The 25541-nt window shown below is 38.2% G+C and carries 24 protein-coding genes and 1 riboswitch; of the genes, 4 read left to right on the top strand and 20 right to left on the bottom strand.

Going from position 1 to position 25541, the window contains the following annotated elements:
* Positions 1 to 15: 15 nt before the first annotated feature.
* From cbiB to BM305_RS06585, 10 genes are all read right to left on the bottom strand, one after another.
* A complete protein-coding gene (cbiB, locus tag BM305_RS06630; RefSeq protein WP_092559914.1) occupies positions 16 to 990 on the bottom strand; it encodes an adenosylcobinamide-phosphate synthase CbiB in 975 nt (324 codons plus the stop codon).
* A complete protein-coding gene (locus BM305_RS06625) occupies positions 978 to 1553 on the bottom strand; it encodes a histidine phosphatase family protein (RefSeq protein WP_092559913.1) in 576 nt (191 codons plus the stop codon). Before BM305_RS06625 ends, cbiB begins: the two co-directional genes overlap by 13 nt.
* Positions 1546 to 1932, bottom strand: a complete 387-nt coding sequence (locus tag BM305_RS06620; protein ID WP_092559912.1) for a bifunctional adenosylcobinamide kinase/adenosylcobinamide-phosphate guanylyltransferase — start codon at positions 1930 to 1932, stop codon at positions 1546 to 1548. The genes BM305_RS06625 and BM305_RS06620 overlap by 8 nt, the downstream gene beginning before the upstream one ends.
* On the bottom strand, positions 1923 to 2690 hold the full coding sequence (locus BM305_RS06615; protein WP_092559911.1) for an adenosylcobinamide-GDP ribazoletransferase: 768 nt from the start codon (positions 2688 to 2690) through the stop codon (positions 1923 to 1925). Before BM305_RS06615 ends, BM305_RS06620 begins: the two co-directional genes overlap by 10 nt.
* Positions 2671 to 3222 carry a bifunctional adenosylcobinamide kinase/adenosylcobinamide-phosphate guanylyltransferase gene (locus BM305_RS06610; protein WP_092559910.1) on the bottom strand — a complete coding sequence of 184 codons (552 nt, stop codon included), beginning with the start codon at positions 3220 to 3222 and terminating at the stop codon, positions 2671 to 2673. Before BM305_RS06610 ends, BM305_RS06615 begins: the two co-directional genes overlap by 20 nt.
* Positions 3223 to 3258: 36 nt before the next feature.
* Positions 3259 to 4305 (bottom strand): nicotinate-nucleotide--dimethylbenzimidazole phosphoribosyltransferase, encoded by a 1047-nt coding sequence (gene cobT, locus BM305_RS06605; RefSeq protein ID WP_092559909.1) that lies wholly within the window; start codon positions 4303 to 4305, stop codon positions 3259 to 3261.
* The gene (locus tag BM305_RS06600) at positions 4292 to 5659 is read right to left on the bottom strand and encodes a cobyrinate a,c-diamide synthase (protein WP_092559908.1); all 1368 of its coding nucleotides are present in this window, start codon (positions 5657 to 5659) and stop codon (positions 4292 to 4294) included. The genes cobT and BM305_RS06600 overlap by 14 nt, the downstream gene beginning before the upstream one ends.
* Positions 5660 to 5668: 9 nt before the next feature.
* Entirely contained in the window at positions 5669 to 6478 is an 810-nt protein-coding gene (locus tag BM305_RS06595) for an ABC transporter ATP-binding protein (protein WP_242940480.1), read from the bottom strand.
* Positions 6475 to 7524, bottom strand: a complete 1050-nt coding sequence (locus BM305_RS06590) for a FecCD family ABC transporter permease (protein ID WP_092559907.1) — start codon at positions 7522 to 7524, stop codon at positions 6475 to 6477. Before BM305_RS06590 ends, BM305_RS06595 begins: the two co-directional genes overlap by 4 nt.
* A gap of 128 nt (positions 7525 to 7652) precedes the next feature.
* Positions 7653 to 8654 (bottom strand): ABC transporter substrate-binding protein, encoded by a 1002-nt coding sequence (locus tag BM305_RS06585; RefSeq protein ID WP_092559906.1) that lies wholly within the window; start codon positions 8652 to 8654, stop codon positions 7653 to 7655.
* Positions 8655 to 8692: 38 nt separating this feature from the next.
* Positions 8693 to 8932, bottom strand: a riboswitch (cobalamin riboswitch).
* Between the two features lie 220 nt (positions 8933 to 9152).
* On the opposite strand from BM305_RS06585, the gene BM305_RS06580 reads away from it, so the two are divergent.
* Complete coding sequence (locus BM305_RS06580) at positions 9153 to 9620, top strand: DUF2798 domain-containing protein (RefSeq protein WP_092559905.1); 468 nt, start codon at positions 9153 to 9155, stop codon at positions 9618 to 9620.
* 64 nt (positions 9621 to 9684) lie between these two features.
* Here BM305_RS06580 and BM305_RS06575 read toward each other — a convergent pair whose 3' ends face one another.
* Together BM305_RS06575 and BM305_RS06570 are read right to left on the bottom strand one after the other, a co-directional pair.
* Positions 9685 to 13356: a cellulase family glycosylhydrolase gene (locus BM305_RS06575; protein WP_092559904.1), complete on the bottom strand. Its 3672-nt coding sequence runs from the start codon at positions 13354 to 13356 to the stop codon at positions 9685 to 9687.
* A gap of 263 nt (positions 13357 to 13619) precedes the next feature.
* Positions 13620 to 14162: a DUF6143 family protein gene (locus tag BM305_RS06570; RefSeq protein WP_092559903.1), complete on the bottom strand. Its 543-nt coding sequence runs from the start codon at positions 14160 to 14162 to the stop codon at positions 13620 to 13622.
* A 212-nt stretch (positions 14163 to 14374) separates the two neighbouring features.
* Between BM305_RS06570 and BM305_RS06565 the strand changes: the two genes are divergently transcribed.
* Both BM305_RS06565 and BM305_RS06560 read left to right on the top strand, forming a co-directional pair.
* Positions 14375 to 16072 (top strand): S8 family peptidase, encoded by a 1698-nt coding sequence (locus tag BM305_RS06565; RefSeq protein WP_092559902.1) that lies wholly within the window; start codon positions 14375 to 14377, stop codon positions 16070 to 16072.
* Between the two features lie 54 nt (positions 16073 to 16126).
* Positions 16127 to 17146, top strand: coding sequence for a substrate-binding domain-containing protein (locus BM305_RS06560; protein ID WP_177214588.1), 1020 nt, complete (start codon positions 16127 to 16129; stop codon positions 17144 to 17146).
* Here the strand turns inward: BM305_RS06560 and BM305_RS06555 are convergent.
* From BM305_RS06555 to BM305_RS18945, 5 genes are all read right to left on the bottom strand, one after another.
* Complete coding sequence (locus BM305_RS06555) at positions 17126 to 17782, bottom strand: YczE/YyaS/YitT family protein (protein ID WP_242940479.1); 657 nt, start codon at positions 17780 to 17782, stop codon at positions 17126 to 17128. The genes BM305_RS06560 and BM305_RS06555 overlap by 21 nt on opposite strands.
* An 87-nt stretch (positions 17783 to 17869) precedes the next feature.
* Positions 17870 to 19078, bottom strand: coding sequence for an acyl-CoA reductase (locus tag BM305_RS06550; protein WP_092559899.1), 1209 nt, complete (start codon positions 19076 to 19078; stop codon positions 17870 to 17872).
* Entirely contained in the window at positions 19059 to 20138 is a 1080-nt protein-coding gene (locus BM305_RS06545) for a LuxE/PaaK family acyltransferase (protein WP_092559898.1), read from the bottom strand. The genes BM305_RS06550 and BM305_RS06545 overlap by 20 nt, the downstream gene beginning before the upstream one ends.
* Before the next feature lie 20 nt (positions 20139 to 20158).
* Positions 20159 to 21583, bottom strand: a complete 1425-nt coding sequence (locus BM305_RS06540; RefSeq protein ID WP_092559897.1) for an AMP-binding protein — start codon at positions 21581 to 21583, stop codon at positions 20159 to 20161.
* Between the two features lie 21 nt (positions 21584 to 21604).
* On the bottom strand, positions 21605 to 21850 hold the full coding sequence (locus tag BM305_RS18945; protein ID WP_177214587.1) for an acyl carrier protein: 246 nt from the start codon (positions 21848 to 21850) through the stop codon (positions 21605 to 21607).
* A 74-nt stretch (positions 21851 to 21924) separates the two neighbouring features.
* On the opposite strand from BM305_RS18945, the gene BM305_RS18940 reads away from it, so the two are divergent.
* Positions 21925 to 22350: a hotdog family protein gene (locus BM305_RS18940; protein WP_177214586.1), complete on the top strand. Its 426-nt coding sequence runs from the start codon at positions 21925 to 21927 to the stop codon at positions 22348 to 22350.
* Between the two features lie 7 nt (positions 22351 to 22357).
* Here BM305_RS18940 and BM305_RS06530 read toward each other — a convergent pair whose 3' ends face one another.
* From BM305_RS06530 to BM305_RS06520, 3 genes are read right to left on the bottom strand one after another with little or no spacing between them, the layout of a single operon-like run.
* Positions 22358 to 23674: an acetyl-CoA hydrolase/transferase family protein gene (locus tag BM305_RS06530; protein ID WP_092559895.1), complete on the bottom strand. Its 1317-nt coding sequence runs from the start codon at positions 23672 to 23674 to the stop codon at positions 22358 to 22360.
* Positions 23675 to 23721: 47 nt separating this feature from the next.
* Positions 23722 to 24018, bottom strand: a complete 297-nt coding sequence (locus tag BM305_RS06525; protein WP_092559894.1) for a NifU family protein — start codon at positions 24016 to 24018, stop codon at positions 23722 to 23724.
* A gap of 22 nt (positions 24019 to 24040) precedes the next feature.
* Positions 24041 to 25492: a 4-hydroxyphenylacetate 3-hydroxylase family protein gene (locus tag BM305_RS06520; protein WP_092559893.1), complete on the bottom strand. Its 1452-nt coding sequence runs from the start codon at positions 25490 to 25492 to the stop codon at positions 24041 to 24043.
* Positions 25493 to 25541 lie beyond the last annotated feature (49 nt).

Genomic DNA, 25541 nt, shown 5'->3' with positions numbered 1-25541 from the left:
TAACTCCCTTCTTCCTTACAAAATTAACAGCAAAAATCTGACTCCGTCTAACAAAAGAATACCCAATACTGCCGTAAGATAGAGAAGCTCATTTGATTTTTTAATATCACTAATTTCCACTGTTCTCAGATTATCTCCTATTGTCTGCTTATGATACAATGTTCCAAAATAGCTGGCATCTCCTCCCAGCTGAATTCCCAGTGCCCCTGCCATAACCGCCTCTGTGTGTGCTGAATTGGGACTGGCATGATGATAGCGATCTCTTCTGTAAATCTTCCATGCATTTCTTGTATCATATCCTTTTATAATAGCTGCCAGCAGCATTAGGCCAGCGGATAGCCTAGCTGGAATAAAGTTCAGTATATCATCCACTTTGGCAGCAGCTCGACCAAAATAGAGATATTTTTCGTTTTTATAACCTACCATGGAATCCATAGTATTAACTGCCTTATAGAAAAAGCCAAGTACCGCCCCGCCAAGTGCAAGGTAAAGCATTGGGGCAATGCTTCCGTCTGAAGTATTCTCAGCCACCGTTTCTACTGCCGCCTTTGTTATACCTTCTTCCGTCAAATTTTCTGTATCTCTCCCAACTATCATGGATACTGCCCTCCTGGCCCCCCTTATATCATTATGTGACAATTCCTGATATACCTTCATACTTTCCACCTTTAATGCCTTTGTAGCAAGAAGCTGCCAGCAAAAAATACTTTCCAGAAAAACTCCGGCACATCTGTTCCATCCGTAAAATGTATATAGTAGTAAAGCAGGCACTCCTGCTGCAAATACCGCCACTGCAACTACAAGGGTAATTCCCCCTATCCATTCTCCCCTTTGTGTTTTTGGAAATATACTCCTCAGCCACTTTTCTAATACCGTAACCAGCTTTCCAATCCCCCTTACTGGATGCCAAAGCCAGTGGGGATCTCCTATGAGCAAATCCAATAGAAAGCCTAGCAATAAAGCAATGCATGAATCTTTCAAATACTGCATAGTTTTGTTATCCTTTCTTTCTTATCATCAAATTCCAGAACATATCCATGCCCATTTTCTACTTGCCAGGAATAATAATCCGTTGGTGGTTCCGTATATCTTTCTAAAATGCTCATTATAGTACCACCGTGAACTACTAATCCAATTGTTTTATATCCTGCCTGAATACTTTCCTCTACTACCTTCTGAAATTCCTTGACACTTCGTCTTTTGAATACCTCTGGTTTTTCACCACTTGGAAAGGTCATGGTTCCCTGACTATCAATCCACGCCTGATAGTTAGGATTATTCTTTAATTCCATATAGTTTTTATTTTCAAATTCCCCAAAGTCACATTCTCTCAAATTTGGACAAATTACTGGTTTTTTCTTTGGATAAATGAGCTTTGCTGTTTCCTGGCATCGAATTAATGGACTGCAAAATACAGCCTCCGCTTCTGGATAAATTATTTCCTCTAACGGTTTATATGCATTTTCACATAACGGCTCGTCCGTCACCCCGATATACCGTTTCATTTGATTTCCAAAAGTAGCAAAATGCCGTATCAATATAACTTTAATCATTTTTTATCACCACTCCAACACCGCAGATTACCCGGTGGACACATTTTGCCCTGCTGGCAATGCGACAGCAGATTCTACCTGTTGTTTCTCTATACATGCGGTCAAAAGAATTTATTGGCACAATGCCACAACCCAGCTCATCCACTACAAATACTATATGTGGGTTATTTTTCATTATTTTTTCCACCAAGGTCATTACATCCTGTTCGTCTTTCAACATCCTGGCAATCCAAAGGTGAAAACAATTCACCATTGGCTTTTTCATTATTTCTTCTATGTCACATATAGCTCCATCTGCTATATCCTCTTTTTTAATACCTGTACACTGCATGGCATATTCCAGTTTTCCCTGGTATGCACCTCCTGTAATTAACCACATATATTTCCCCCTGTCACTACGCAAATTGCCATTATAAGTTCACAAATCTGCAAAAAGTATCCTGCCAAATCCCCAGTAATTCCACCAAATTCCTTAACAGACATGTACCGATAGTAACCAAATACCAACAGAGAACCCGCTATTCCGATAAGTCCTAACTTCCAGTCCAGCCATACCATAGCTGTCACACAGCAGATGATATAGCATATCATAACGTATCTTGTCACCTTTTTTCTAGCTTCGTTTGAAAAAGTTGCTGCCAATCCACTGTTCTTTGCCAATGGAAACGTAACAACTGCCAGCCCGCTAAGTGCCCTCGACAACACAAATCCTACCGCCAGAACTTCTATCTCCTTTGCTGTTATATCATACCAGACTGCAAAATCCAGCAGAATATAGATAACGCAGGTTATAACAGCAAAGGCTCCTGCCTGTGGATCTTTTAAAATTTCTAATTTCTTTTCTACAGGCTGATAGGATCTTAATGCATCTGCCGTATCCATCAGCCCATCCATATGAATTCCCCCTGTAATAAAAAGAGGGATTACTGCCAAAACTGCATGATGAAATATATTGCTCACTGGCAGAAACGCAGCCATAGCATTCCACAGATAGACTGCTGCTCCTATTACTACCCCTACAAGTGGAAAAAAACACATGACATACCTCATATTTTCTTTTGTCCAGTCTGCTCTTGGAACAGGTATTTTAGAATACATAGAAAATGCAATTAAAAAACTATTTACCAGCGCTTTCATTTTGCTTTGTTCCTCCCTGCTTTATCCAAACAGGTATGCCATGTATTACTTCTACTGCCACATCTGCTTGTTTACACAACCAACCGTTTATTTCAGCCAATACTCTTATATATCTTTCTGTCATCTGATCAACATTAGTTCCCTCTTCAAACACATTGTTAGTAACCACTACTACTTCCTCTGACTGCTCTAGAATACTGTTTAATCCAGCCTTTACTGCTGACAATGTGTTAATTTTTGCCCCTTCCTCCCCAAACATTTCATTGGCAATAAGATTAGACATACACTCCAGCAGTACCACTGATAAAGGAGGTAAACTAACACTCTCTAATCTGGTAAAACACTCTATCGTATGAAACTTTTTTTCTTTCCTCATATCCTGATGCTTTTTAATTCTTATTTCTGTCTCCTTATCAAAAGGCTGCATCGTTGCAATATAAATTAATTTTTTTTCTTTTCCTTTTTTTACGGCTAAATTCTCCGCAAATTCGGATTTTCCACTTCCACTTCCGCCTATTACTACCGTTAACACATTTACTCCTATCTGCCTGTCTGGCACTCCTATTTTCTACAAGGGCTGATATGCCTCTATTTCGATTTCTTCAAATGTACTCATTTTTAAATAAACCTCTAATGCCATATCAAGCAGTGGAAATAAGGCAACTGCCCCCGTTCCCTCACCCAGACACATGTCACAGGTAAGAAATGGCTCCTTGCCCAGTGCGTCCAGCAATCGTTTTCCTCCACTTTCCTTTGATACATGAGACGGTATAATATAATGGATAACCTCTGGTTCTATCCCAACTGCTGCCAGTGCAGCGGCGGCAGAAATAAACCCATCCATTACCACTGGAATTTTTGCGGCAGCAGCACCCAGATAAACACCTGCCAGTCCGGCAATATCAAATCCTCCTACTTTAGCCAATACATCTATCGGGTCATTTTTATCAGGTTTGTGTAGTTCAATAGCCTCCGCGATTACTTTTCTCTTCTTCTCCAGACCAGTATCTGACAATCCAGCACCCTTTCCCGTTACCACCTCAGGGGACAGTTCCAGTAAAACAGAAGAAACCGCACTACTGGTTGTAGTATTTCCAATGCCCATTTCACCAGTTGCAAGAATATGATAACCCTTCTCCTTCAATTCAAATACCGTTTCAATTCCTACCTCAATTGCCTGTACGGCCTGCTCTCTTGTCATAGCTGGTTCATACCGTATATTCTTTGTCCCATATGCAACCTTCCTATTAGGCACTTTTGTATCCCTCATAATTCCTATATCAATTGGATATACATCCACTGCTGCCTGTTGCGCCATAACACAGACACAAGAATTCATATCCATAAAATTCTCCGAAACAATTGCTGTAATCTCACTTCCCACCTGAGTTACCCCTTCTTCTACAACACCATTGTCTGCACACATAATAACAAGAGCCCTTTTATCCAGCTTAACTTTGTGGCTTTTTGTTATCCCACTAATTTGTACAATGACTTCCTCTAATTTCCCAAGGCTGTAAAGTGGTTTTGCAATACTGTCCCACCGTTTTCTACAATTCTGTTTTGCCAACTCATCCAAAGGTTCTATTTTCTTAATTATTTCATTTAATTTCATTTCTTTTCTCCAGACACTTTAATAAAAATTTGTAAGGCACTTTAGGATTGGAATAATAATATAAATGAGGAAATCCCATTAGTTGGCCTTCTTTTCCATGTATACAGTTCCACTCTATGTTTTTTTCAGGCTTTCTGGCAGTGCAGCTTTCCCCTAAACTAGTGCTTTCAAAGTAATGGTATTCATGTCCCCGAATCACTTCTCCCATTTCCAGGTTTAGTTCTGACTGTCTTGCTTCCATTTCTATATAACCAAATCGGTTCAAATGTTTTGTTTTATAAACAGTTCCTTCTATCACTCCTACCATAGGATAAGAACAGTGTTTCATATCCTCCATTGTTTTGTGAAGGTACATAAACCCTCCACACTCTGCCATACAAGGGATTCCCTGTAATAATGCAGACTTAATGCTGCTTTTCATTTCTGTGTTTTCACTAAGCTGCTCTGCAAATAATTCTGGATAACCTCCTCCTAGAATCATTCCATCTATTTTATGTGGCAGCTGCTTGTGGTGAATTGGTGAAAATTCCACTATTTCTGCTCCCATTTCTTTTAAAATCTGTAGATTCTCTTCATAATAAAAGCAAAACGCCTCGTCTCTAGCAACTGCAATGCGTGGTTTCCCACTGACCGTTGGAAATTCTGACTCTTCATAGTTAAATGAAGGGGCATTATGAGCTATCTCTATTAGCTTTTCTATTTCAACCGTTCTTTCTAATACATTTGCCAGCTCATCTAGTTTTTTGTGATAATCTTTCACTTCTTCTGGGCAGACTAGTCCTAAATGCCTGCTTTCTATTACCAGTTCTTTTACATAAGGCACATAGCCTGCCACCATTACTTCCAGTTCCTGTTCAATCTTCTTCTTTATTTCGGGATAAATGCTTTCTGCTATCTGATTTAAAATTACCCCTCTAATCTGGCTTTCCTTTTTATATTGTAAAAATCCTTTTATCATAGGCACTATAGAAAGACTCATCCCCCGACAATTTACAACAAGAATAACTGGTGTAGCAGTCAGCTTAGCCAGTTCATAAGAAGAAGCTTTATCCGTAGAAATATCTAGACCATCATAATATCCCATAACTCCTTCTAAGACAGACAACTGGAAGTCCCTTGCAGCAGAACCAAATAAATATTTTAATGTCCTCTCTTCTGTAAAAAAGGTATCTAGATTTCTGGATGGTGTTCCCAAGACTTTTGTATGAAACATAGGATCGATATAGTCAGGCCCACATTTGAATGAGGCTGTTTTAATGCCTCTTTTAACAAATGCTTGTAATAATCCGCAGGTAACTAGAGTCTTTCCACTTCCGCTTGCTGTAGCAGCAATCATAATTCTTGGCAGCTTCATAATAACCTCCTATAGACATGGAACATAGTATTTTCTCTTTGTCTCATCATTTTCTAAAATTTCAAATGCTATTTCGTAAACGTTGGACAAGTTTTCTTTTGTCAGAACTTCTTCTGTTTTTCCACTGCTATATATTTTCCCATCCTTCATCATAACAATCTTGCTGCAATACGTCGCTGCAATATTAATGTCATGGAGAACGGCAATAATGGTTTTTTCCTTCTTTTCTTTTAAGTAAAGCAGTGCATTCATCATTTCTGCCTGATGCTTCACATCTAAATTTGAAATCGGTTCATCTAATATAATCCATTGAGTATCCTGGGCAATTGCTCTTGCAGCAGCCACCCGCTGGGCTTCCCCACCGCTAAGCAGCGATACCTCTTTTTCCTTTAAATGAATGCAATCTGTAAGCCGCATTGCTTCTAATACAATTTCCCTGTCTTTTTCTGTATCTGGCTCAAACCGCCTTTGATAGGGCATCCGTCCCATCATCACAATGTCATAAACAGAAAATGCTGCCTCCATATGGGTATTTTGTGGAACAAGTGACACTTTTCCTGCCATTTCTCTTCTCTTATACTTTCTCAAATCAATTGAATCAAGTTCTATGTCCCCTTCAGTACTTTCCACAAATCTCATAATATTTTTTAGTAAAGAGGTTTTTCCTGAACCATTAGGGCCAATAATTCCATAGAAATTTCCTCTTTCAAAAACACAGTTAATCCCTTTTAGTATAGATGCCTGTCCTTTAGATGGTTTCCAGGAAAGCTCTGTAATTTTCATTTCCCCAGACTCTTCTGGTTTCCATTTTCTTTTCATACGAATACCTGCTTCCTTTTATTTCGTTGCAGCAAATAAATAAAATAGGGTGTTCCCAGCATTGCTGTAATGACTCCTACTGGTATTTCCGATGGAGCTGCTGCTGTCCGCGCAATGGTGTCACAAAAAATCATAAAAACAGCTCCTCCTATTCCCGTTAACGGTATTAGCTTCTGATGCTTAGGTCCACTCAAAATACGTATGCAATGCGGCACAACCAGCCCTACAAATCCAATAATGCCGCTGACGGAAACACAGGCTGCCACCAGTAAGGATGCAGAAACTATTATGATTTTTTTAATTTTTGCCGTATCAATGCCCAGACTTTCTGCTGTTTCATTTCCTGTCAGGATAACATCTAGTTCCTTTGAAAATATAAAAATAACAATGGTACAAACAAATACAAATATTGTTAAAAATACTACTTTTGACCAGCTTGCAGCTGAAAAGCTTCCCAATGTCCATAAATATACTTTTTCAATCTGATTGTGATGAAATGTCATAAGTAAAGATATTAATGAAGATAACATGGTACTAATTGCAGTTCCTGTTAATAAAATATTGACAACTGGAAGTTTATTTCCAACACAAGAAATACGGTATACTATTAAAACAGTAAGTAATGCACCTAAAAAAGCAAAAACCCCAATTACGCCGAACCCCATAATTGTAAATCCTATACCGCTTAGCATGGCAATGGTTGCTCCTGCTGCTGCCCCAGAAGAAACGCCTAGAATATGTGGGTCCGCCAACGGATTCCGAAATAGCCCCTGAAATGCTGCCCCTACTACCGATAACCCACATCCTGTCAACCCTGCAAACAATATTCTTGGCATTCGTATGTCCCAGACAATTCTGGTATAAACCTCTGGTATCATTTCTGTCTTAATCAAATTCTTTAGAACAGGTATTCTGTCCGCAATGATTTTTAAGCTGTCTAAAACAGTTAGGTTTGCTGACCCCAAAGACGCTGAGCATACAACACTAAAAAGCAATATTATGACCAGGGGAAAAATATATTGATTTCCTTTTTTTTCTTTTTTCATATATCCTCCCTTTCTAAAGCGGTTATATAGCATAGTTTCATAAACTACAGCTTTAAAATAGAAAATTTCTATTACACGACAAAAAGACCTCAGAAGCGTTCTGGCTGCTTCCGAAGTCTGTATTTATATTATTTAAATGCATCTGGATGAAAAATTTCTGCTAATGCTCTAATTCCTTCTGCATTTCGATATCCTTGTCTTTCTACTGTATTGTTGTCAATTCCATACACATTCCCATTTTTTACAGCACTTAACTCTTTATAATTATCTGCTGTTACAAAGCTTTCTTTCATGCCTTCTGCAATAATAATAATGTCTGGATCTGCTTCTACAAGACTTTCTAATGTATATGACCAACCTGATACATCCTGTGCAATATTATTTCCACCTGCTAGGGTAATTAACTGTCCCACAAAGGTGTCTCCGCCTGCTGTATAGTCGCCATATTCCCCAAATCCAACTACATAATATACACTAGGAGTTTCTAAACCTGCAACGGCTGCTTTTGTTTCCTCAATGGAAGTTTTCATTTCTGTTACTAATGCCGCAGCAGAATCTTTTTCATTTAAAATAGTACCTAATGTATCGAGAATTGTGTATACACCTTCTACTTCATGTTCTTCATATAAAAGTATTACTTTTATTCCAAGCTCCGTTAATTTTTCCTCTGATTCCTCAGTAAAATGTGTGGAGGCAATTACCACATCTGGCTGTAAACTAATTATTTTTTCTATATCTGGTGTTGTAAGTGTTCCCACTGATTCAATCTGTGCTGCCTCTTCTGGATAATCACAATAATCAGTACGCCCAACCAGCTTATCCTCTGCACCCAATGCAAACATTAATTCTGTAATGTTAGGTGCCATAGATACTACCTTCTCTGGCTCTGCTTCTACAGTAATGTCTCTGCCTTCGGAATCGGTAATTGTAACTGGATATTCTGTGGCAGGTGCTGGTGTTTCTGCTTCTGTTGCTTCAGATACTTCTGTATTCTCTGTTTCAGTAACTGCTGCCACTGTCGGATTGGCATCTTGTTCCTCTGAACTATTTGTTTTACTTCCACATGCTGTAAGTCCAAATGTTAATACAAGAACTAACAGCAACGGCAAAATTTTTTTATAATTTTTCATTTTCTGCTCCTTCCGCTCTTTCTTCCCTCCGAAGAAAAGCTAAAAAATTGTATATGGCAGGTTTCCTGACTTATGGTCAACTTACTTACCGCCGTCTTCTCAGATTCAACCTTATACCTTGTCCAAATACTTGATTCCGACACAGGACAACTTATACAGATTGCTTCCAATGACTATTTTATGCGGCTTTCATCCCAATTACAGTAGCGGGGGCTGTTGTGGCTTGTTACCACATTCCCTTTTAACTTATAAAAAGCACCATATTTTTCAATTTGTTATTAATTATATATAGGGTTGTGCTATTTTGCAAGCAAAAGTTATTCAAAAGAGTTGCATTTAAAACAATATCATGCTAAAATACTTTTAATTAATGGTAGTTGCAGCGCATAATGTAAAAATATACGCACAGTAAAACGAAAGTTTGCTGTGCTTTTTGTATGCAAAAATATAAGAGCAATGAAAGTTTACAGAAAAAATATGAAAGTGCAGGAGAATATTATGCCACAAAACAGAAGACAAGAAACAATTTACACAATTATGATGGTTATTGTTATGGTATATGCCATGATTTGCTATAACATAGCCTTGGAGACTGGCTCCATGAAAAACTTTATCTTTTTAGCTGCGTTAAGTGAACTTCCCATTATGGGGGTAGTTGGTTTTATATTAGATACGTTTATTGCAGCTCCGCTTGCAAAAAAAGCAGCATTTAAATTAGTAACTCCAGATACAGATAAGCCTTTTCTTATTATACTGGCTATATCCGTTCTATCTATCTGGCTAATGTGTCCTATGATGAGTCTGGCTGCAACTATACTTTTTAAAGGCGGATTTCATCAAGAAACTATTTCCACCTGGATACAAACAACAGTACTAAATTTTCCTATGGCATTTTTTCTTCAGCTTTTTATAGCTGGTCCACTGGTAAGAGTTCTATTCAAAAGATTAATCCCAAACACAAAATGAAATTAGGAAAAGGGCTGTCATGTGACAGCCCCTTACTATTTTTAATTTTCTTATTTTGTAAAGCTTATTGACTTATAACCTGTCCATCGTATAAAACTTCCACATTTCCTGCGACAAAGTTAGTATAAGAAGACCAGTCTGCTTGATTAAATCTTGCACCAATTGTCAGATTTCCACCTAACAATTCATATGCCTGGTTAAAGGTTACTTCTAAGTATCCATTATAAAATGTTCCTGTTACATAAGAAGTATAATTTACATACCATGGTGCTGTTGATAAGGATAAACCAGCATTATCACACCAGAATTTCTGCTCTTTGTTTCCATCCTTTGTGTAATAGAAACGGATTTTTAACTTGCTTAAATCCATTGCTTCTGTTCCACCATTGGTAATGGTATAAGTCTGTTGAATTGAACTCGTTCCACTTGTAGTCACCTTTACAACTGGCTTTACATTTATTGAGGCAGTTGGCGTTGGCGTTACCACTGGCGTTGGCGTTACCACTGGCGTTGGTGTTACCACTGGCGTTGGTGTTACCACTGGCGTTGGCGTTACCACTGGCGTTGGCGTTACCACTGGCGTTGGTGTTACCACTGGTGTTGGCGTTACCACTGGCGTTGGTGTTACTACTGTACCACCAGTCACCGTAACAACAGCTGTAACTGTATCTGTTCTGTTGTACTGTGTTACAGATGCAGAAATTGTTGTTGTGCCTGCCTTCTGGGCATAAACCGACCCATTAGCCACATATGCAATAGAAGGATCTTCTACTGTATAAGACACCTGTGCATCATCTGCCAGATTCGACAGAGAAATTGCTGCTGATGCTCCAACATCAAGGGAAACATCACTGATAACTGGTCTATCCTTTATGCCAAATTGTACATTAAAATAATTTGCAGTGTCAAAATAATAAACTACAATTCCACCCCATGTTAAATCTGCGTGTGCTGTCTGACTAAATGTCATTGTACAAGGCCAGCCTGTAAGCTTACAGATGCTGTCGTCTGTTATCCATGTTCCATACATACTAGATCCCGCTGGTCTATTAATGTACTGAGCTGGAATTTCTGTTTCACCTGCATACAATACAATTGTTTCAGATGCAGAAATATTAGCTGCTGCAAGATCCACCTTATAGGAATCATTACATTCCAATACGGAACCATCTTTATTCATCCAAACAGACAACTTCTGCCCATCATAAAATTCAACTAGTACTTCAACAATTCCATCTACTACGGAACTATCCTTTAATATGTTTTCAGATAATGTTAAAGTACCATTTGTATAATCAACTTTAACTACCTCACCAAATCTTAAATACTTACACCATGTGTGATCAGGTCCTACGCTTCCACTTGTCTGGTATACAGAAACTCTGCGAACCTTTGCACCATTGTAGGAAACTGGATTTGTTATAGAACTTGTTGTTCCAGTAGCTGCTTCATAGGTTGGTGTAGTATATTTAATAAAATACTCGTGCCAGTCAGCACCACTTGAGAAAGTAAATACCAGATCAGCAAATTTTCCATATTCATTAGATCCTAATGTATTAAACTGACTATTAATATAAGATGCTTTTATCGTAACAGTTGCTGTATCAGAATTGTACGTATAATCTGTACCCTCTGTCAAACCGTTAATACCCGAAAATGTATTTCCATTTAAAGTTAGCGGTATTGCTGTATCTTCTGTTACCTGTTCTGAATAGTAAATCTCATCATAGCCTGTTGCATAAGAGGAACGTCCAGTCATACTAGCTTCTAGCATCTCACCAATCACCAGATTTTTCCATGCATAGTTTACCGTATCAGTTCGGTTAATGTAAGAACCATTGTCCCATGCCATTAAGCACACACCATATTTACGGGCAATTTCACCCATATAATCATCATATTTTAGTTCTTCACCGATTTCATTACATTCTGCTCCTGAATCGGCACCTAATAGTCCCCATTCACCAATTATAACACCAATACCATTTGCCGTAAATTGGTTGTAAATCATGGTAAACGCTGTATCTGCCAGTTCTCTGGAGGTTTCCTCTCCTCCATTGATCCCTTCATCAAATCCAGTTGTCCCTAAATTTTTACTAAAACACCATTCACTATAGTAATGAATTGTTGCAATCAGATTCTCATCGTTTAAGCTGGTCATCAGATTATATAATGGCTCACCCTTTGTATGATTTGTAACGTAAGTAGGCATAACAATCATTCTGGTATTGTTGCTTCCACCTGAAGAACGAATCACATTATATGCTGCTAAATTAATGGCATCTAACTTATCTTGTGCTGTCATACTTCCTGTATCTGTGAAAACAGGTTCATTAATTGTTTCAAAACACACACGATCTGGTTCATCTTTAAAACAATCTGCAAGCTGCTGCCAGAATTGTGTATACATTACATATTCTTTTGAAGTATTATTTCCGTCCCAATATTGTAACCAGATCCAGGAATCATGGTGAATGTTAATCATAACATATAAACCTTCCTCCACTGCCCAGTCAACTACTTCTTTATAACGCGCTAACCACGTTGAGTCAATTACGTAGCTTCCGTTTACTTCTGAATATCTGCGATGTATCGTCATTGGCATACGAATACTGTCATAACCTTTTGCTTTTACTGCCTGAATTAATTCTTTTGTTACAACTGGATTTCCCCATGCTATTTCCCCTTTATCTGTAACGTTTAAATCACCATCAAAGCCGTCAAAAGAGTTTCCTAAATTCCAACCCTGCCCCATTGCCATAACATAATCCTGAGAACGGGTAGATGGAATTACCTTATCTGTACTAGGAATGGTTCCTGTTCCTCCGTAAAAGCCTGTCAGGCTGATTTCCACGCCTGGATTGTCTACATAGCAAAGGTTTACTCCCCACAAATCTCCTTCTGTTAAAGATTTTTGCAGGTCAGCCATGGAGATATAATATGTATATACACCGTTTTCTTCTTTAGAATTATCAAGAGAAACTAGGTTGCTTTCCCATCCACTCCATGCACTGGTATATGGCATAAAGTTCAATAAGCTTGTATAACTTTTTATTGCAGATACCTCAGATACTGTATAAGTGATTTTTAAATAATCATACTTGTCCACATCGAAGAAGCTGGCAATATAACTATCATATTCTGCTCCCGTTCCACGTCCTGCATTAATTGAACTTGTTACAGCACCACTTAAAAGACTTGTTTCATTTGAAGATTCTTCCTGACCGCCTGTTACTGTACAAGCATACAGACCCGTTAATTGACAAGTACAGTCTGCATTTTCTACATAACTCAGGTTAATTCCTGCCACTTCTCCCGAAGACAAAGAACTCTTAATGCTTTCCACAGACACATATGCTGTGTATACTCCATTAACTTCTGTTGAATCTCCAATTGATACCATGTTGCTTTCCCAGCCGCCCCATGTACTTGTATATGGCTGAAAATTAAGTACGCAGGTTGATGCAGATGCTGCACTGTCATCAGATACTGTGTAAGTTACTTTAAAATAATCCGGCGTAAAGTCATTCATGCTCTGAATAAACCCATTATACGCTGTTCCCGTTCCACGTCCTGCATCACTGGAACTAGTTACTGTACTGCTTAGAATACTTGTTTCTTCCATCTGACCAGATGGAGTTGCTGCTGCTTTTGCAGTCCAAGAAGGCAGTTGAATAGAAGTTACCACCATCACAAAGCATAAAAGTATTCCTAATGATTTTTTTATACCTTTCATTTTGTTTCCCCCTATATTAGATATTGTATGCAAACATGAAATATTTTAATATTTGCTATACTCATCTATTATATCATGCATTTTAATAATATCCTATACTTTTTGTACAATATGTATAGTTTTTATATTACTGTAAATCTTTTATGTATATAACAACAAAAAGTACCTCATATAAAATGGGTTTCAAACGGCACATTGTTACCTTGGCAGCTAATTCCATCCTTTGAGGTACCTTTTATTTATTGCTAATCCTTTTATAGATTCTAATTACATATTCTTTCTTCCCACCAGCCAAATGCAACTCTTCCACTTGCTGCCTGGCTTCCTGTTTCCTCTAGTGTCAAATAGATTAAAAAGGAACCACCTGGTGGAAAAATAAATTTCCCGTTTTCTGTATCTACCAGAGTTGTTTGTGGCTGGCCACTTCTAATAAATGCTTTTGTTCCTCCCTTTGGTTCTTCCGTTACATACGACGCTGACTGTATCTTTACTTCTGGCCTGGGAATTGGCTGTATTGCTGTATTAGACGCAGTAACCATTGCTGACTTTTGTATTGTTCCCGAAGGCACAGCATTAAACCAAAACTGTGCCTGAAAAGGAGCTGTGGAAATGTCAGAGACCGTCCAGACATTTACATGCAGATTTACTCCTGAATCACATGGATTATATAGCCTCGCCCATGCACTGGTACCATTTCCAAATTTTAAATTATCCGCATATCCTACAAAGTATTTTCCCTGCTGGGATTTATACAGTTCAATTGGTATATCTACTGTTTCTGCCATATTACAATACTGATTATACATAATAATTTCCTTTAAACTCACATATAGATTTATTTTACTCTATTTTATGTACTTCGGTCATTTTTGTTAAAGCAGCAGCCTTTTAGTTACTCCTGAAATATAACTTCCTGTAGAACCCATTTACTTTTATATATTCTTTTGACACATTCATGAATGCCCTAGCCTTTTCATATACTATATAAAAATCATAATTTACGGGAGGATACAAATTATTGATTCAGAACTGTGGTGATGCTATTATAAGTGAAGATTATGCAGATTTTATAGTTGAATTAGAAAATATCCCTGAACGTTTAAGGGAAAATTATGATTTTTGCTCAAACAATGTTAATGATAACTATTCTATTGCCTATACACCTATTGCCACTCTACCAGAAAATCTAATTCATCTTTATACCTACAGCATCTATCCCCGCTGTTTTGGCTTACTCGATACTGGTGCATTAGAAGACTCTGGAGTCGCAAGAATTCAACAGATTCCTGCTTTAAATTTGACTGGTCAGGATGTGCTGATTGGTATTATAGATACCGGCATCGATTATACCCATGAAGCATTTATCAATCCAGATGGAACTACCCGAATTGCTTCAATCTGGGATCAGACCATTCAAAGTGAATCTGCCTTTCCAGAAAACTTATTTTATGGTACTGAGTATACAAAGGAGCAGATTAATCTGGCCCTTGCCAGTGAAGACCCGTTTTCTATTGTTCCCAGTACAGATGATAACGGACATGGTACATTTCTTGCTGGAATCGCAGCTGGAAATCCCAGCAAGGCAAATGATTTTTCTGGTATTGCAACAAGTGCAGAGCTTGTAATTGTAAAATTGAAACCTGCCAAAAAATATTTGAGAGACTTTTTTTACATTCCAGAAGATGCCGTTTGTTATCAAGAAAATGATATTATGTTTGGCATTAAGTATTTGGTTCAGACAGCCAGAAATTTATCCCGTCCTATTTCCATTTGCATTGGAATTGGTTCTTCACAAGGATCACATGATTCCCGCAATCCACTCAGCATCTATCTTTCCGCTGTTTCGGATCAGGTGGGTATTGGAATTTCAATTGCAGCTGGCAATGAAGGAAATTCTGGTCATCATTATTCAGGTACTATTAACGAAGATCCAGGATATGATACAGTAGAATTAAATATTGGAGCAAACACCAATGGATTTTCAATGGAGCTATGGGGAAACAGTCCTAATTCATTTTTTATTGATATTCTTTCTCCAGATGGGGAATACATTCCTCGTATCCCAGCTCGCTTAAAAGAAACCCGGCGGCTGTCCTTTATTTTTGCTCCAACTATTATATTTGTTGATTATGAAGTCATTGAATCACAAACAGGAGACGTACTTATTTTAATTCGATTTCAAAATCCAACTGAAGGAATATGGCGTTTCCGTGTATATTCCACTACAAATTACAATCCATACTTTCATATCTGGCTTCCAATCACCAACTTTCTAAGTACTAGCACTTTTTTTACAAAGCCAGATCCAAATACGACACTTACCTCACCAGCTAATACCATATATCCCGTTGTTGCTACTGCTTACGATTATACCAATCAAAGTTTATATATAAATGCCAGCAGAGGTTATACAAGGACAAATGTTATCAGTCCCTCCTTTGCCGCTCCTGGTGTAAATCTTATAGGACCAGATTTAAATAACACCTATACCAGACGCACAGGAACTAGCATAGCTGCCGCATTTTCTGCCGGTACTGTTGCCATGTTTTTAGAATGGGGCATTGTAAGAAAAAACCAGCCTCAAATGGATACCCTGCAAATTAAAAACTTTCTGATTCGCGGTGCAAGAAGAGATGACTCCATGACATATCCAAATCAACAATGGGGCTATGGTACTTTGGATGTCTACAATTCATTTAACCGTCTTCGGGAATAAGCTGCTCTAACAATATACTCTTTCTTTTAAATACTAATTAAATGGAGGGATTTTTTGAAAAATATACTAACATCATTATCAAGCATCACTGTTTTACTTTCCATCGCTTTTTTCACTTTATTTATTGAAATAAATAGCAATCCCTCAGTAGTGAACACCAGTTTCTTTTCTCAAGCAATCACACAAGAGCCTGCTGCATCAGAAAAAAAACACACCATTGGCTGGTCTGTTTATGATAGTTCCTATGAATACTTTGAATCTATGCAAAATGGGGTTTTAGATCAAGCGGAGGATCTTGGGATTGACGTTATCTCTCATAATCAGAATAGCAATGCACTGGAAATGGTTATTGGTTCTATAAACTTAATAAAAGAAGGGGTAGATGCATTACTTATATCCCCTGTGAATCCTGGTGGAATGCCTATTATTGCTGAATTTGCCCACGATAAAAATATTCCCGTTATTGTAATTGATGTTGGCACAGGCGGAGCAGATGTAAATGCATTTATTGTTTCAGATAATTTTGGCGGCGGTATTTTAGCTGGCGAGTATGCACTGGAACTTATAAAGAAATATTCTATTCCAAGCAAAAATGCAGCAATCCTTAAAGTAGAAGAAACATCCCAGCTGGCAAGACTTCGCGGTGTAGGTTTTGGTAATGTATTACAGGACGCTGGATATCAGATTGTATCCAACACTACCGCCAACAGTTTGACTTCAGAAGCCTACGAGCAGACTAAACGTATTCTGGAAACGTATGGCGATGATCTAGCTGTAATATTTAGCGAAAATGACAGAATGGCACTAGGCGCCGCACAAGCAATCAATGAAGCTGGCAAAAAAGGAGAAATTCTCGTAATTGGATTTGATGGCGAACCAGCAGCAATTGAAGCCATAAAAAGAGGCGATATGCAGGGAACGATTGCCCAGCAATCTTATCGCATGGGAGAATTAGGTGTACAGCTTGCAAATTCCATTTTTAAAAATGAACCTATTACTTATGACACTCCCTCAACCAAAGAATTACTTATGGAAGTATATTTAATCGATGAATCAGGAAATCCCAGAATGTGATTCTTCTTTTCCAAGAAACCCACACATTTTCTTCTGCACAACTGCAATAACTGGCCCTAGCGCAAATGCCATGATGACGGTAATCATACCAACTCTGCTTCCTAATAGATATCCCAAAAAGGCGGCTGCTATATCCCAGCAGCACCGAACCAATTTAAATGGTATTTTCTTCTGTTTTGCTGCAATAATAAAAGGTATTGCATCATATGGTGCAGTTCCTAAATCTACTGCCATATAAACTGCTGCGGCGATAATAAATATGGATAAAACCGGTATTAGAATCCCAATTCGAACTGCAAGCAGCTGAAACATGCTCATAGGTAATGTCCGGTTCCAGAACCACCGAAAAAAATCCATGGAATATCCCACTAGAATCATATTAGCAAGAGTTCCAATTCCGATTTTTGTGCGATCATATCGAATTATTATTCCTAATAACACTAAGTTAAACAACACCTGCCAGTTGCCTAGTGATATTCCTAAACGGTTTGAAATTCCCAGATTCATAGATGTACACGGGTCGGTTCCCATATCTATATTTACAAGCAGTGATAACGAAAATCCCATCATGATAACTGCCGCTATTACTGCTGCTGTTCGTTTACCCATATTTTTTTTACAAAAATAGTTCTTCATTGCTTTCATCCTTATTCCAAAATAATAACTGTAGTTTAACAGAATTGAAGTATATTGTAAATTAGATTGTTAAAATTAGAACAAGTATTATAAAAGAGACAACTCCCTTGATAAGGCATAAATAAAATCTACACCATCCCAGACAAGAGAAAATGCCAGTGTCTGACCCACCTCTACAATTCTGTCTGGTCCAAAGGTTTTCCTCTCCAGTAAAACTCTTTTCAACATTTCACGATTTACTCCATAGGCCGCAATGGTCTGGCAGCCCCTATTCAGTACAGGCAGCAGTCCCTCTATGGTTTCTCCCTGGGCTTCTATAAAAAACCCTCCTGGTACGGTGTGTTCCAACATTTCAGGAAACAAACCTCCTGACTCTACCCTGATAATATAATTATTTTCATGGATAATTTTCATATCCTTATAAATTGCTGACAAATAATATGCCTGCTCCCATTTCTTTATCGCAGTTACTGCATCAATTTTGTAATGCTGTTCCACATAGGAACTAAAACTACTCCAAAATTTGTACCTGGCAAATCTCACCTGCTCCTTATCTCCTATCCAGTAAATGATTCTGGGAGAAGAACAGGCATTCTGATCGAATAAATACGTATCATTATAAAAATCATACAAGAAAGGATTCATTTCCTTTGTCTCCAAAACGGCTTGTGCCCCCAGCACTGCAGCTGATTTTCTATCTCCAAACGTCAGTTCCAGTGCAGATGGTGGTAAAGGTATTTTCCTAATTTCCTGGATTGTATGACTGCCACCCCATATTATTCTTGCATCGCAAAGTTTTGATATGATTTTAGTGATTTCTTCCTGATGACCATATCTTAAAATAACAATTCTTCTTTTCCAAAATTCTAATTTCTCACAAACCAAATTAATACAACGGCAAATCAGTTCAGACTGTAGGGTACTCTTCTCTGGAAGACGAATTACTACACTATTTCCCGATAAGAGCGCCGCTGAAAGGCTAAATGCAAACAATACTGGTACATTGGATGGAACAATGTGAAAGGTCACTCCTCTTCCCAGACGGTTTTGTGCCATAGACTTATAGGAAAGCGCCATTTTATCCAGATGACTTTTTCTGCACCAAAAAGCAAAGGCTGCCACATCTGCCATTGCTAATACAGCATTTTCTCTTCTTACGCATTCTGATAATTCCTGTAAGAACTCACAGGTTTTCCTTGAAAAAGGAGATAATACTTTTTGCTCCGGGAGCTGAAACAAAATGGAGCTGTCTCCTGTCAGATAACTAATTTGTTCTTCAATCTGCTGTGTAAACATCACTGCACCCCCTTATTTCTGCCTGCTTCAGTCTGCCCAACACTTGAAAATAAACTCCTTTTCTCTGGCAGGGACAATCATCCTCACCTAAAATAACTCCTTCATCCTCTGTTAACAAATTATGCCCTGGATAGCTGCCTGGCAACAGAGACATTGTCTGAATAATTCCCTTTTCCCCTGTCTTTGCAACTGAAAAATCTTCTGGTTTTCGTATCATAATTCCCGAAAAATCTGAGCAGTGTAAATGTCCATACTCACATTCCATAAAAATACTGCCTGTCTGCTCTGCCATTCCATAATAATCATGTATCTGAGTAATGCCAGCTATTTCTTTTAACTTTTTCTGAAAGTCTGTCCGTGAGACAGCTTTGTCTGCCAGCCTCTTCCAACCGCCTCCATGCACTATCATTCCATTGGAAAAATCAAAATAATACTCTTTCATTTCCGATAACTTCTCAAAAAAATTCCAAACTAAAAAAGTAAAGCCAAATACAAAAAAAGATTCTTTTCCGTATCTATACAAGAAATCCTGAATCTTTTCATAATCTGGCATCATATTTTCCTTTAATGCAAAAGTTCTGTTTTTTCCAAAAATAGAAAAACCCGTAATTCCAGCCGTTCTTGCAGAAAATCCATTTTCATATTCAATCGTCTGTGGTCTGTCAATCACCAACATAGGTACTCTTTTTTTACCTAGAAAATCTCCTCCAATGGCAGTCAATGCTTTCTGCTGCATGATTCTTGTTTCACCATCTAAAATTATTCTGGATTTATTAGTTCCTGAAGTACCAGATGAACTTGCCACCTTGTATAAAGCTCCTTCTGGCAGACTACTTAGTGTCAAGCGTTTTAATAAACCTACTGGAAGAAATGGAAGCTCACTGTAATGGGATATTGATTCTTTCTTGTACTGTACTGCCTTTAGCATTTCCCCGTAGTACAAACAATTTTTCTGATGAAAACTTGTTAATAACATAAGCTTTTCTGTAAATTTTATATCCTTTACTGCTTTATCCTCTTGATAAGGAGATTCTGAAAAATCAAAATCAAACAACAGCATACCAATTCCTCCCTTACAATTTACGTAATACTTAAATAACGTTCTAGTTCCCTATATATAATTTTTCCGGACTCACTTATTGGAATGGTATCTAGTAAAATACAGGAATAAGATTGAGTATTTATTTGAATATGCTCTGTCAGGTACTCATATACTTTATCTACAATAGTTTCCTCCGTTGTAAAAATAATTAGCTTTTCCTGATAACTAATACAAGCAATTTCTGTACCAGGATACTTTTCCTTTAACAGCCTCTCACAATCATCCAGGCTAATCCGGCTTCCAAATAACTTAATAAAGCGGCTTTTTCTACCTACAATATAATAATAGCCTTCACTGTCCATTCTGGCCAAATCTCCCGTTTCTAGTATTCCCTGACGTTCATCCTGTTTTTGCAAATCCATCCTGCATTCTGCATATCCCAGTGATACATTGGAACCCTGATAAACCAGTTCTCCTATCAAACCCTGCTGTTTTATTTCTTTTCCTTCTGAATCAACTATAAAAAATTTTCCTTCTGGAATGGGAATTCCAATACTTCCTGGCTTATCCAGACATTTTTCTGGTGGAAGATAACTCATTCTTGCCGTTGCCTCTGTCTGCCCGTACATAATATAAAAACGTACTTGACTTTTTACTGCCCACTCACCAATTTCCTTTTGTAGTGTTTCTGATAACCCGCCCCCTGCCTGAGTCAGCACATGTAAATGAGTACTCTGTCTTTCAAAAAAACGAATTTTTTTTAATAACTCATAGGTATAGGGTACACCTGCCAGGCTCGTTGCGCGCTCTTTTTCAAAGAAATTCCAAAAGGACTGCTGTACTATACTGGATTTGGTTAACAGAACACTGCCTCCTGCCAGCAAATGGCTGTGAATAACAGACAAACCATAGGTATACTGCATGGGCAGCGAAGTGATAGCTCGTTCCTCTTTATCTATTTGCAAATACTTGACAATTGCTTTTCCATTCTCTATAATATTTTTTCTGCTCAATCGGACTAGCTTTGGGCTTCCTGTGCTTCCTGAGGTCGTAAGTAAAAGTGCCAGATTATCTGCCATGGGATATGGCGCATATTCCGTCTGATACAGCTTATACCCAAAGCATTGAAATAGAACTGGACAGCTATTTAAAATATATTCTTTTTCACAATTATCTGGCACCCATAAGTATGCTGGCTGATACTGTTTGAGTAATGAGTCCAGTATCTCTTCCTTCAGCTTTGCATCTAAAAGCAATGGAACACATCCAGCTTCCATGATTCCCAGGTACCCAGTCACAGCACCTGGCGAATTTTCACACAAGCAGAATACCAATGCCCTCTTTAGCTTTATTTTGACAAACCGTCTCACCAGTTCCACCAATGCACCATACGTAACAATGGTTCCATCCTCTGAACAAAACGCCCTCTGGTCTGTTGGCCTTTTTTCTATTCCAAAAAGCATAGAACGCCTCCTTTTTACCAGTTACTGCATGCTAACTCCCAGTTTCTCCAGTATTTCTATTCCAGCAGAATATTGGTTAAACGAAGTAATATCTAATGTTTCAAATGAAATGTCAAATTTTTCTTCTAGTTCTGCCACAATACTCATATGTCTCACCGAGTCCCATTTGGGATAACGGTTATATACCATTTTTTCATCATTTAGTTCCTCTTCCGTTGCACCTAAATGTTTTTTTAACACTTCCTGATATTTTTCTAAATTTGTCATTTTTCCCTCCTAAAATCCTTTACTATTTATTTTCAATCCTTTATACTAATTCAAAAAAGAATGGATGTGCTAATATGTTTAATCAAGCTGAAATCAAAGAAATTCTTCCTCATCGCTCCCCAATTCTTCTTGTTGACCAGGTTTATCAGTTGATTCCTGAGAATTCAATTGAAGCAGGTATTTTTTTAGAACCTTCCTGGGACATTTTCCAAGGGCATTTCCCTGGACAGCCAGTACTTCCTGGCATTTATATAACGGAATGTCTGGCACAGACGGCTTCCATTCTGCTTCTTACCATCCCTGGTAATCAGGGAAAACTGCCTTTACTAAGCTGTGTATCAAAAATGAGATATTTACGTCTGGCAGTTCCTTCTGATACCCTGGTTCTAAACGCAGAGCTTGTTACCAATGGTGGAAATGACGTCTATGACTGTAAAGTGACAGCCTATTTAAAGGATGAAACGGCGGCATCTGGTTTAATTACCCTTACCCTGAAATAATCTTATCCTATGAACAAGATACCCATTTACAGTAAAAACGTTTTTCAAATTCTGCCTTTAATTCCTCTTGAAATTCAGGTGCTGCTATTTCTATCAGCTGCCTGGCTCTTTCCTTTAATGTATTTCCATGCAATTGTGCAATTCCATATTCTGTTACAACATAATCCACATCACAGCGGGAAGTCGTTACCGCTGCACCAGGAGTGAGCAGTGGCACAATTTTTGACACAGTGCCTTTTGCCGCTGTTGCTGGCATGGCCATAATGGTTCTTCCACCTTTTGACAGATTAGCACCTCTAACAAAATCAACCTGTCCACCAATGCCAGAAATCTGCTTTAACCCTACTGATTCTGAACACACTTGTCCCATCAAATCTACCTCAACACAAGAATTAACAGACACTACATTATCATTTTGACAGATTACTCTTGGATCATTTACATAATCTACTGGTTTCATGCAGACCATTGGATTATTATTTACAAAATCATATAAACGGTCTGTACCCATTAAAAAAGTGGCTACACATTTATCCTTGTCTATTTGCTTATATTTATTTGTAATAACACCTTTTTCAATCAGCTCTACTACTCCGTCAGAAAACATTTCCGAATGAATACCCAAATCCTTTTTGTCTTTCAAAAACAATAGTACTGCATCTGGAATTGCACCAATTCCCAATTGAAGACAATCTCTATCCTTTATTAGGGACGCAACATTTTCTCCAATTTTTTTTTGTACCTCTCCGATTTTAGGAGGCTGCAACTGGATAATTTTTACATCCTCAGGCACAATATAATCAATTTCACTGACATGTATAAAATTGTCGCCTAGTACTCTTGGCATTTCTTTATTCATCTGTGCAATTCTGATTGCCGCACTTTTTGCACCTTCCCATGTATAATCACAAGATAGCCCCAGCGAACAATACCCATGTTCATCTGGCTCACTTACCTGAAGCAAAGCAACATCTGGACGCAGCTTTGTACGAATCAGTTCTGGTATCTCAGAAAAGAAAACAGGTGTATAATCCCCTCTTCCCTCTGCAACAGCATCTCTTGTAGATGCTCCTAAAAAAAGTCCATTATGTCTGAAATGCTTTTCCATGCCAGGTTTACAGTATCCTGCTTTCCCCATTGGAACCATATGCACAATTTCTACATTTTCATAACTATATTTTTCCGCATATTGTACCAAGGCATCTGTCAGAACCACTGGTTCACTACACGCGTGAGCAACCACAACCCGGTTCCCAGATTGGATGTGGGAAACCGCTTCTTCTGCTGTACAAATTCTGTCTCCATACCTCTCTTGCCAATCCATACTACACTATCCTCTCCATTCTGTTTTCCTATCAGCTATAAAAGTTCTTACTGTTTTTTTCTTCTGTTTAATAACAACTTGGCTTGTTGAATTAAATCATCGCTTACCCCTGTCACTAAAACAACCTGTTTCAGACTAGGAAAATTTTCTTTTAACACTTGGTTTACCACATTTTCCATTGTCAGCTCAGCGGAGGGGCATCCGCTGCACTGTCCAAGCAACCGGACATGCAGCACGCCATCTTTCAGTTGTTCCACCCAGATATCACCTCCATGAAGAGATAATTCTGGACGAATTTTTTCATCCATTGCTTGTTCTAATGCTTCTATTGAAATCTCATCCATAAAGGCGCCTCCGTTAAACTATTTATTCTGTAACATGGGCAATTTCTTTTGCCAGCTTTTTCTTAAATGCCAGCTTGCCCTGCCTTGCAATCATAATTCTCTGCGCCTGTGGAGAACCAGCCCCATGCATAGATTCTGTACGATAGCCTACTGCGGCTGAACCAAGAGCAAGATTTTCTATTAATCTTAAAATTCTAAATCTGTTTTCTGTGCTGACACCTGAAACACCCTTAAAATATTTATCAATATAAGCACCTAACTTAGGATCTCTAAAATCTTTTTCAGATGGTGCTGTTACCATTAAGCCCCCTGCAATGTCTTCTGCAAGTCTGACAATTTCATAAGGAAATCTGGTAATATTTTGTTTACATACATTAGCAAGAAGTAAATCAATTAAATAGGCTCCTGATTCTGTTGCCTTTCCTTCTGTAGAACATGCAATTCCACAGCAATACAAAGTTTCATTCAGATGGGTCATTTCAATCAGCTTATCCTTTACAGCGGAAGCCTTTTCTGCGCCATTGTACTCTGCAATCACAGCAGCAGCTCCTATCAGTACATCGCCCACTCCAACTTTACATCCACCATAAGACTGTCTATGATAGCCTGCAAAACGCTCTACTAATACTCCTGCAAATTCTGTTTCTCCATCCATGAAAATTCTTTCATTCGGAACAAACACATCTTCAAAAATAACTAATGCCTCTACTCCTCCAAATTCAGAATTTCCAACGTCTAATTCAGATTCTTCTAATTTTCTTGTATCACAAGACTGACGTCCAATAATCATTAAAAGACCTTCCGTATCAGTTGGTACTGCAAAGGAAACCGCATAGTCCTTATCATCTGGTCCCATGGAAATTGTTGGCATTACAATTACTTCATGAGAATTGATAATTCCAGTTTGATGCGCTTTTGCACCACGCACAATAATTCCATCTGGTCTTCTTTCTACTACTCGAAGGTACAAATCTGGATCCTCTTGTGCATGGGGTGCTTTGGACCTGTCACCCTTTGGATCTGTCATGGCACCATCTACTGTTAAATCGTTTTCCTGACAATACATCATAAACTTTTTAAAATTTTCATGGTATTTTGTTCCGTACTTTTTATCAATTTCAAAGGTAGTAGAATATTCCGCATTAAATGCATCCATCCCTACGCAGCGCTGAAAGCAGGAGGCTGTTTTCTGCCCACATAATCTTTGCATTTTTACTTTATTTTTTAAATCTTCCGTACTTTGGTGTATGTGGGTAAAACGATTAATGGTATTACCTGTAAATGGTGACTTTGTTGTCATCAGCTCTGCATACTGGCTGTCCTGTGCCAAATCATACGTCATTCTGACAGAATTCAGCGACGGTCTTAATATGGGGTGATCCACCGGGTTTTCTATTTTTTCCCCAAACATATAAATTTCCATTTTTATTTTACGTATACTTTCGATATATTCTTCACCTGTCATTAAACTCATAAGTTCCTCCTTCTAATCGTTGCATTTTTGCACCTATTGATGTGTTATT

The sequence above is a fragment of the Anaeromicropila populeti genome (assembly GCF_900112775.1).
GTDB lineage: Bacteria > Bacillota > Clostridia > Lachnospirales > Lachnospiraceae > Anaeromicropila_A > Anaeromicropila_A populeti.
Note: the sequence above shows the minus strand (reverse complement) of the source record. Positions and strands in the feature narration are given on the sequence as shown.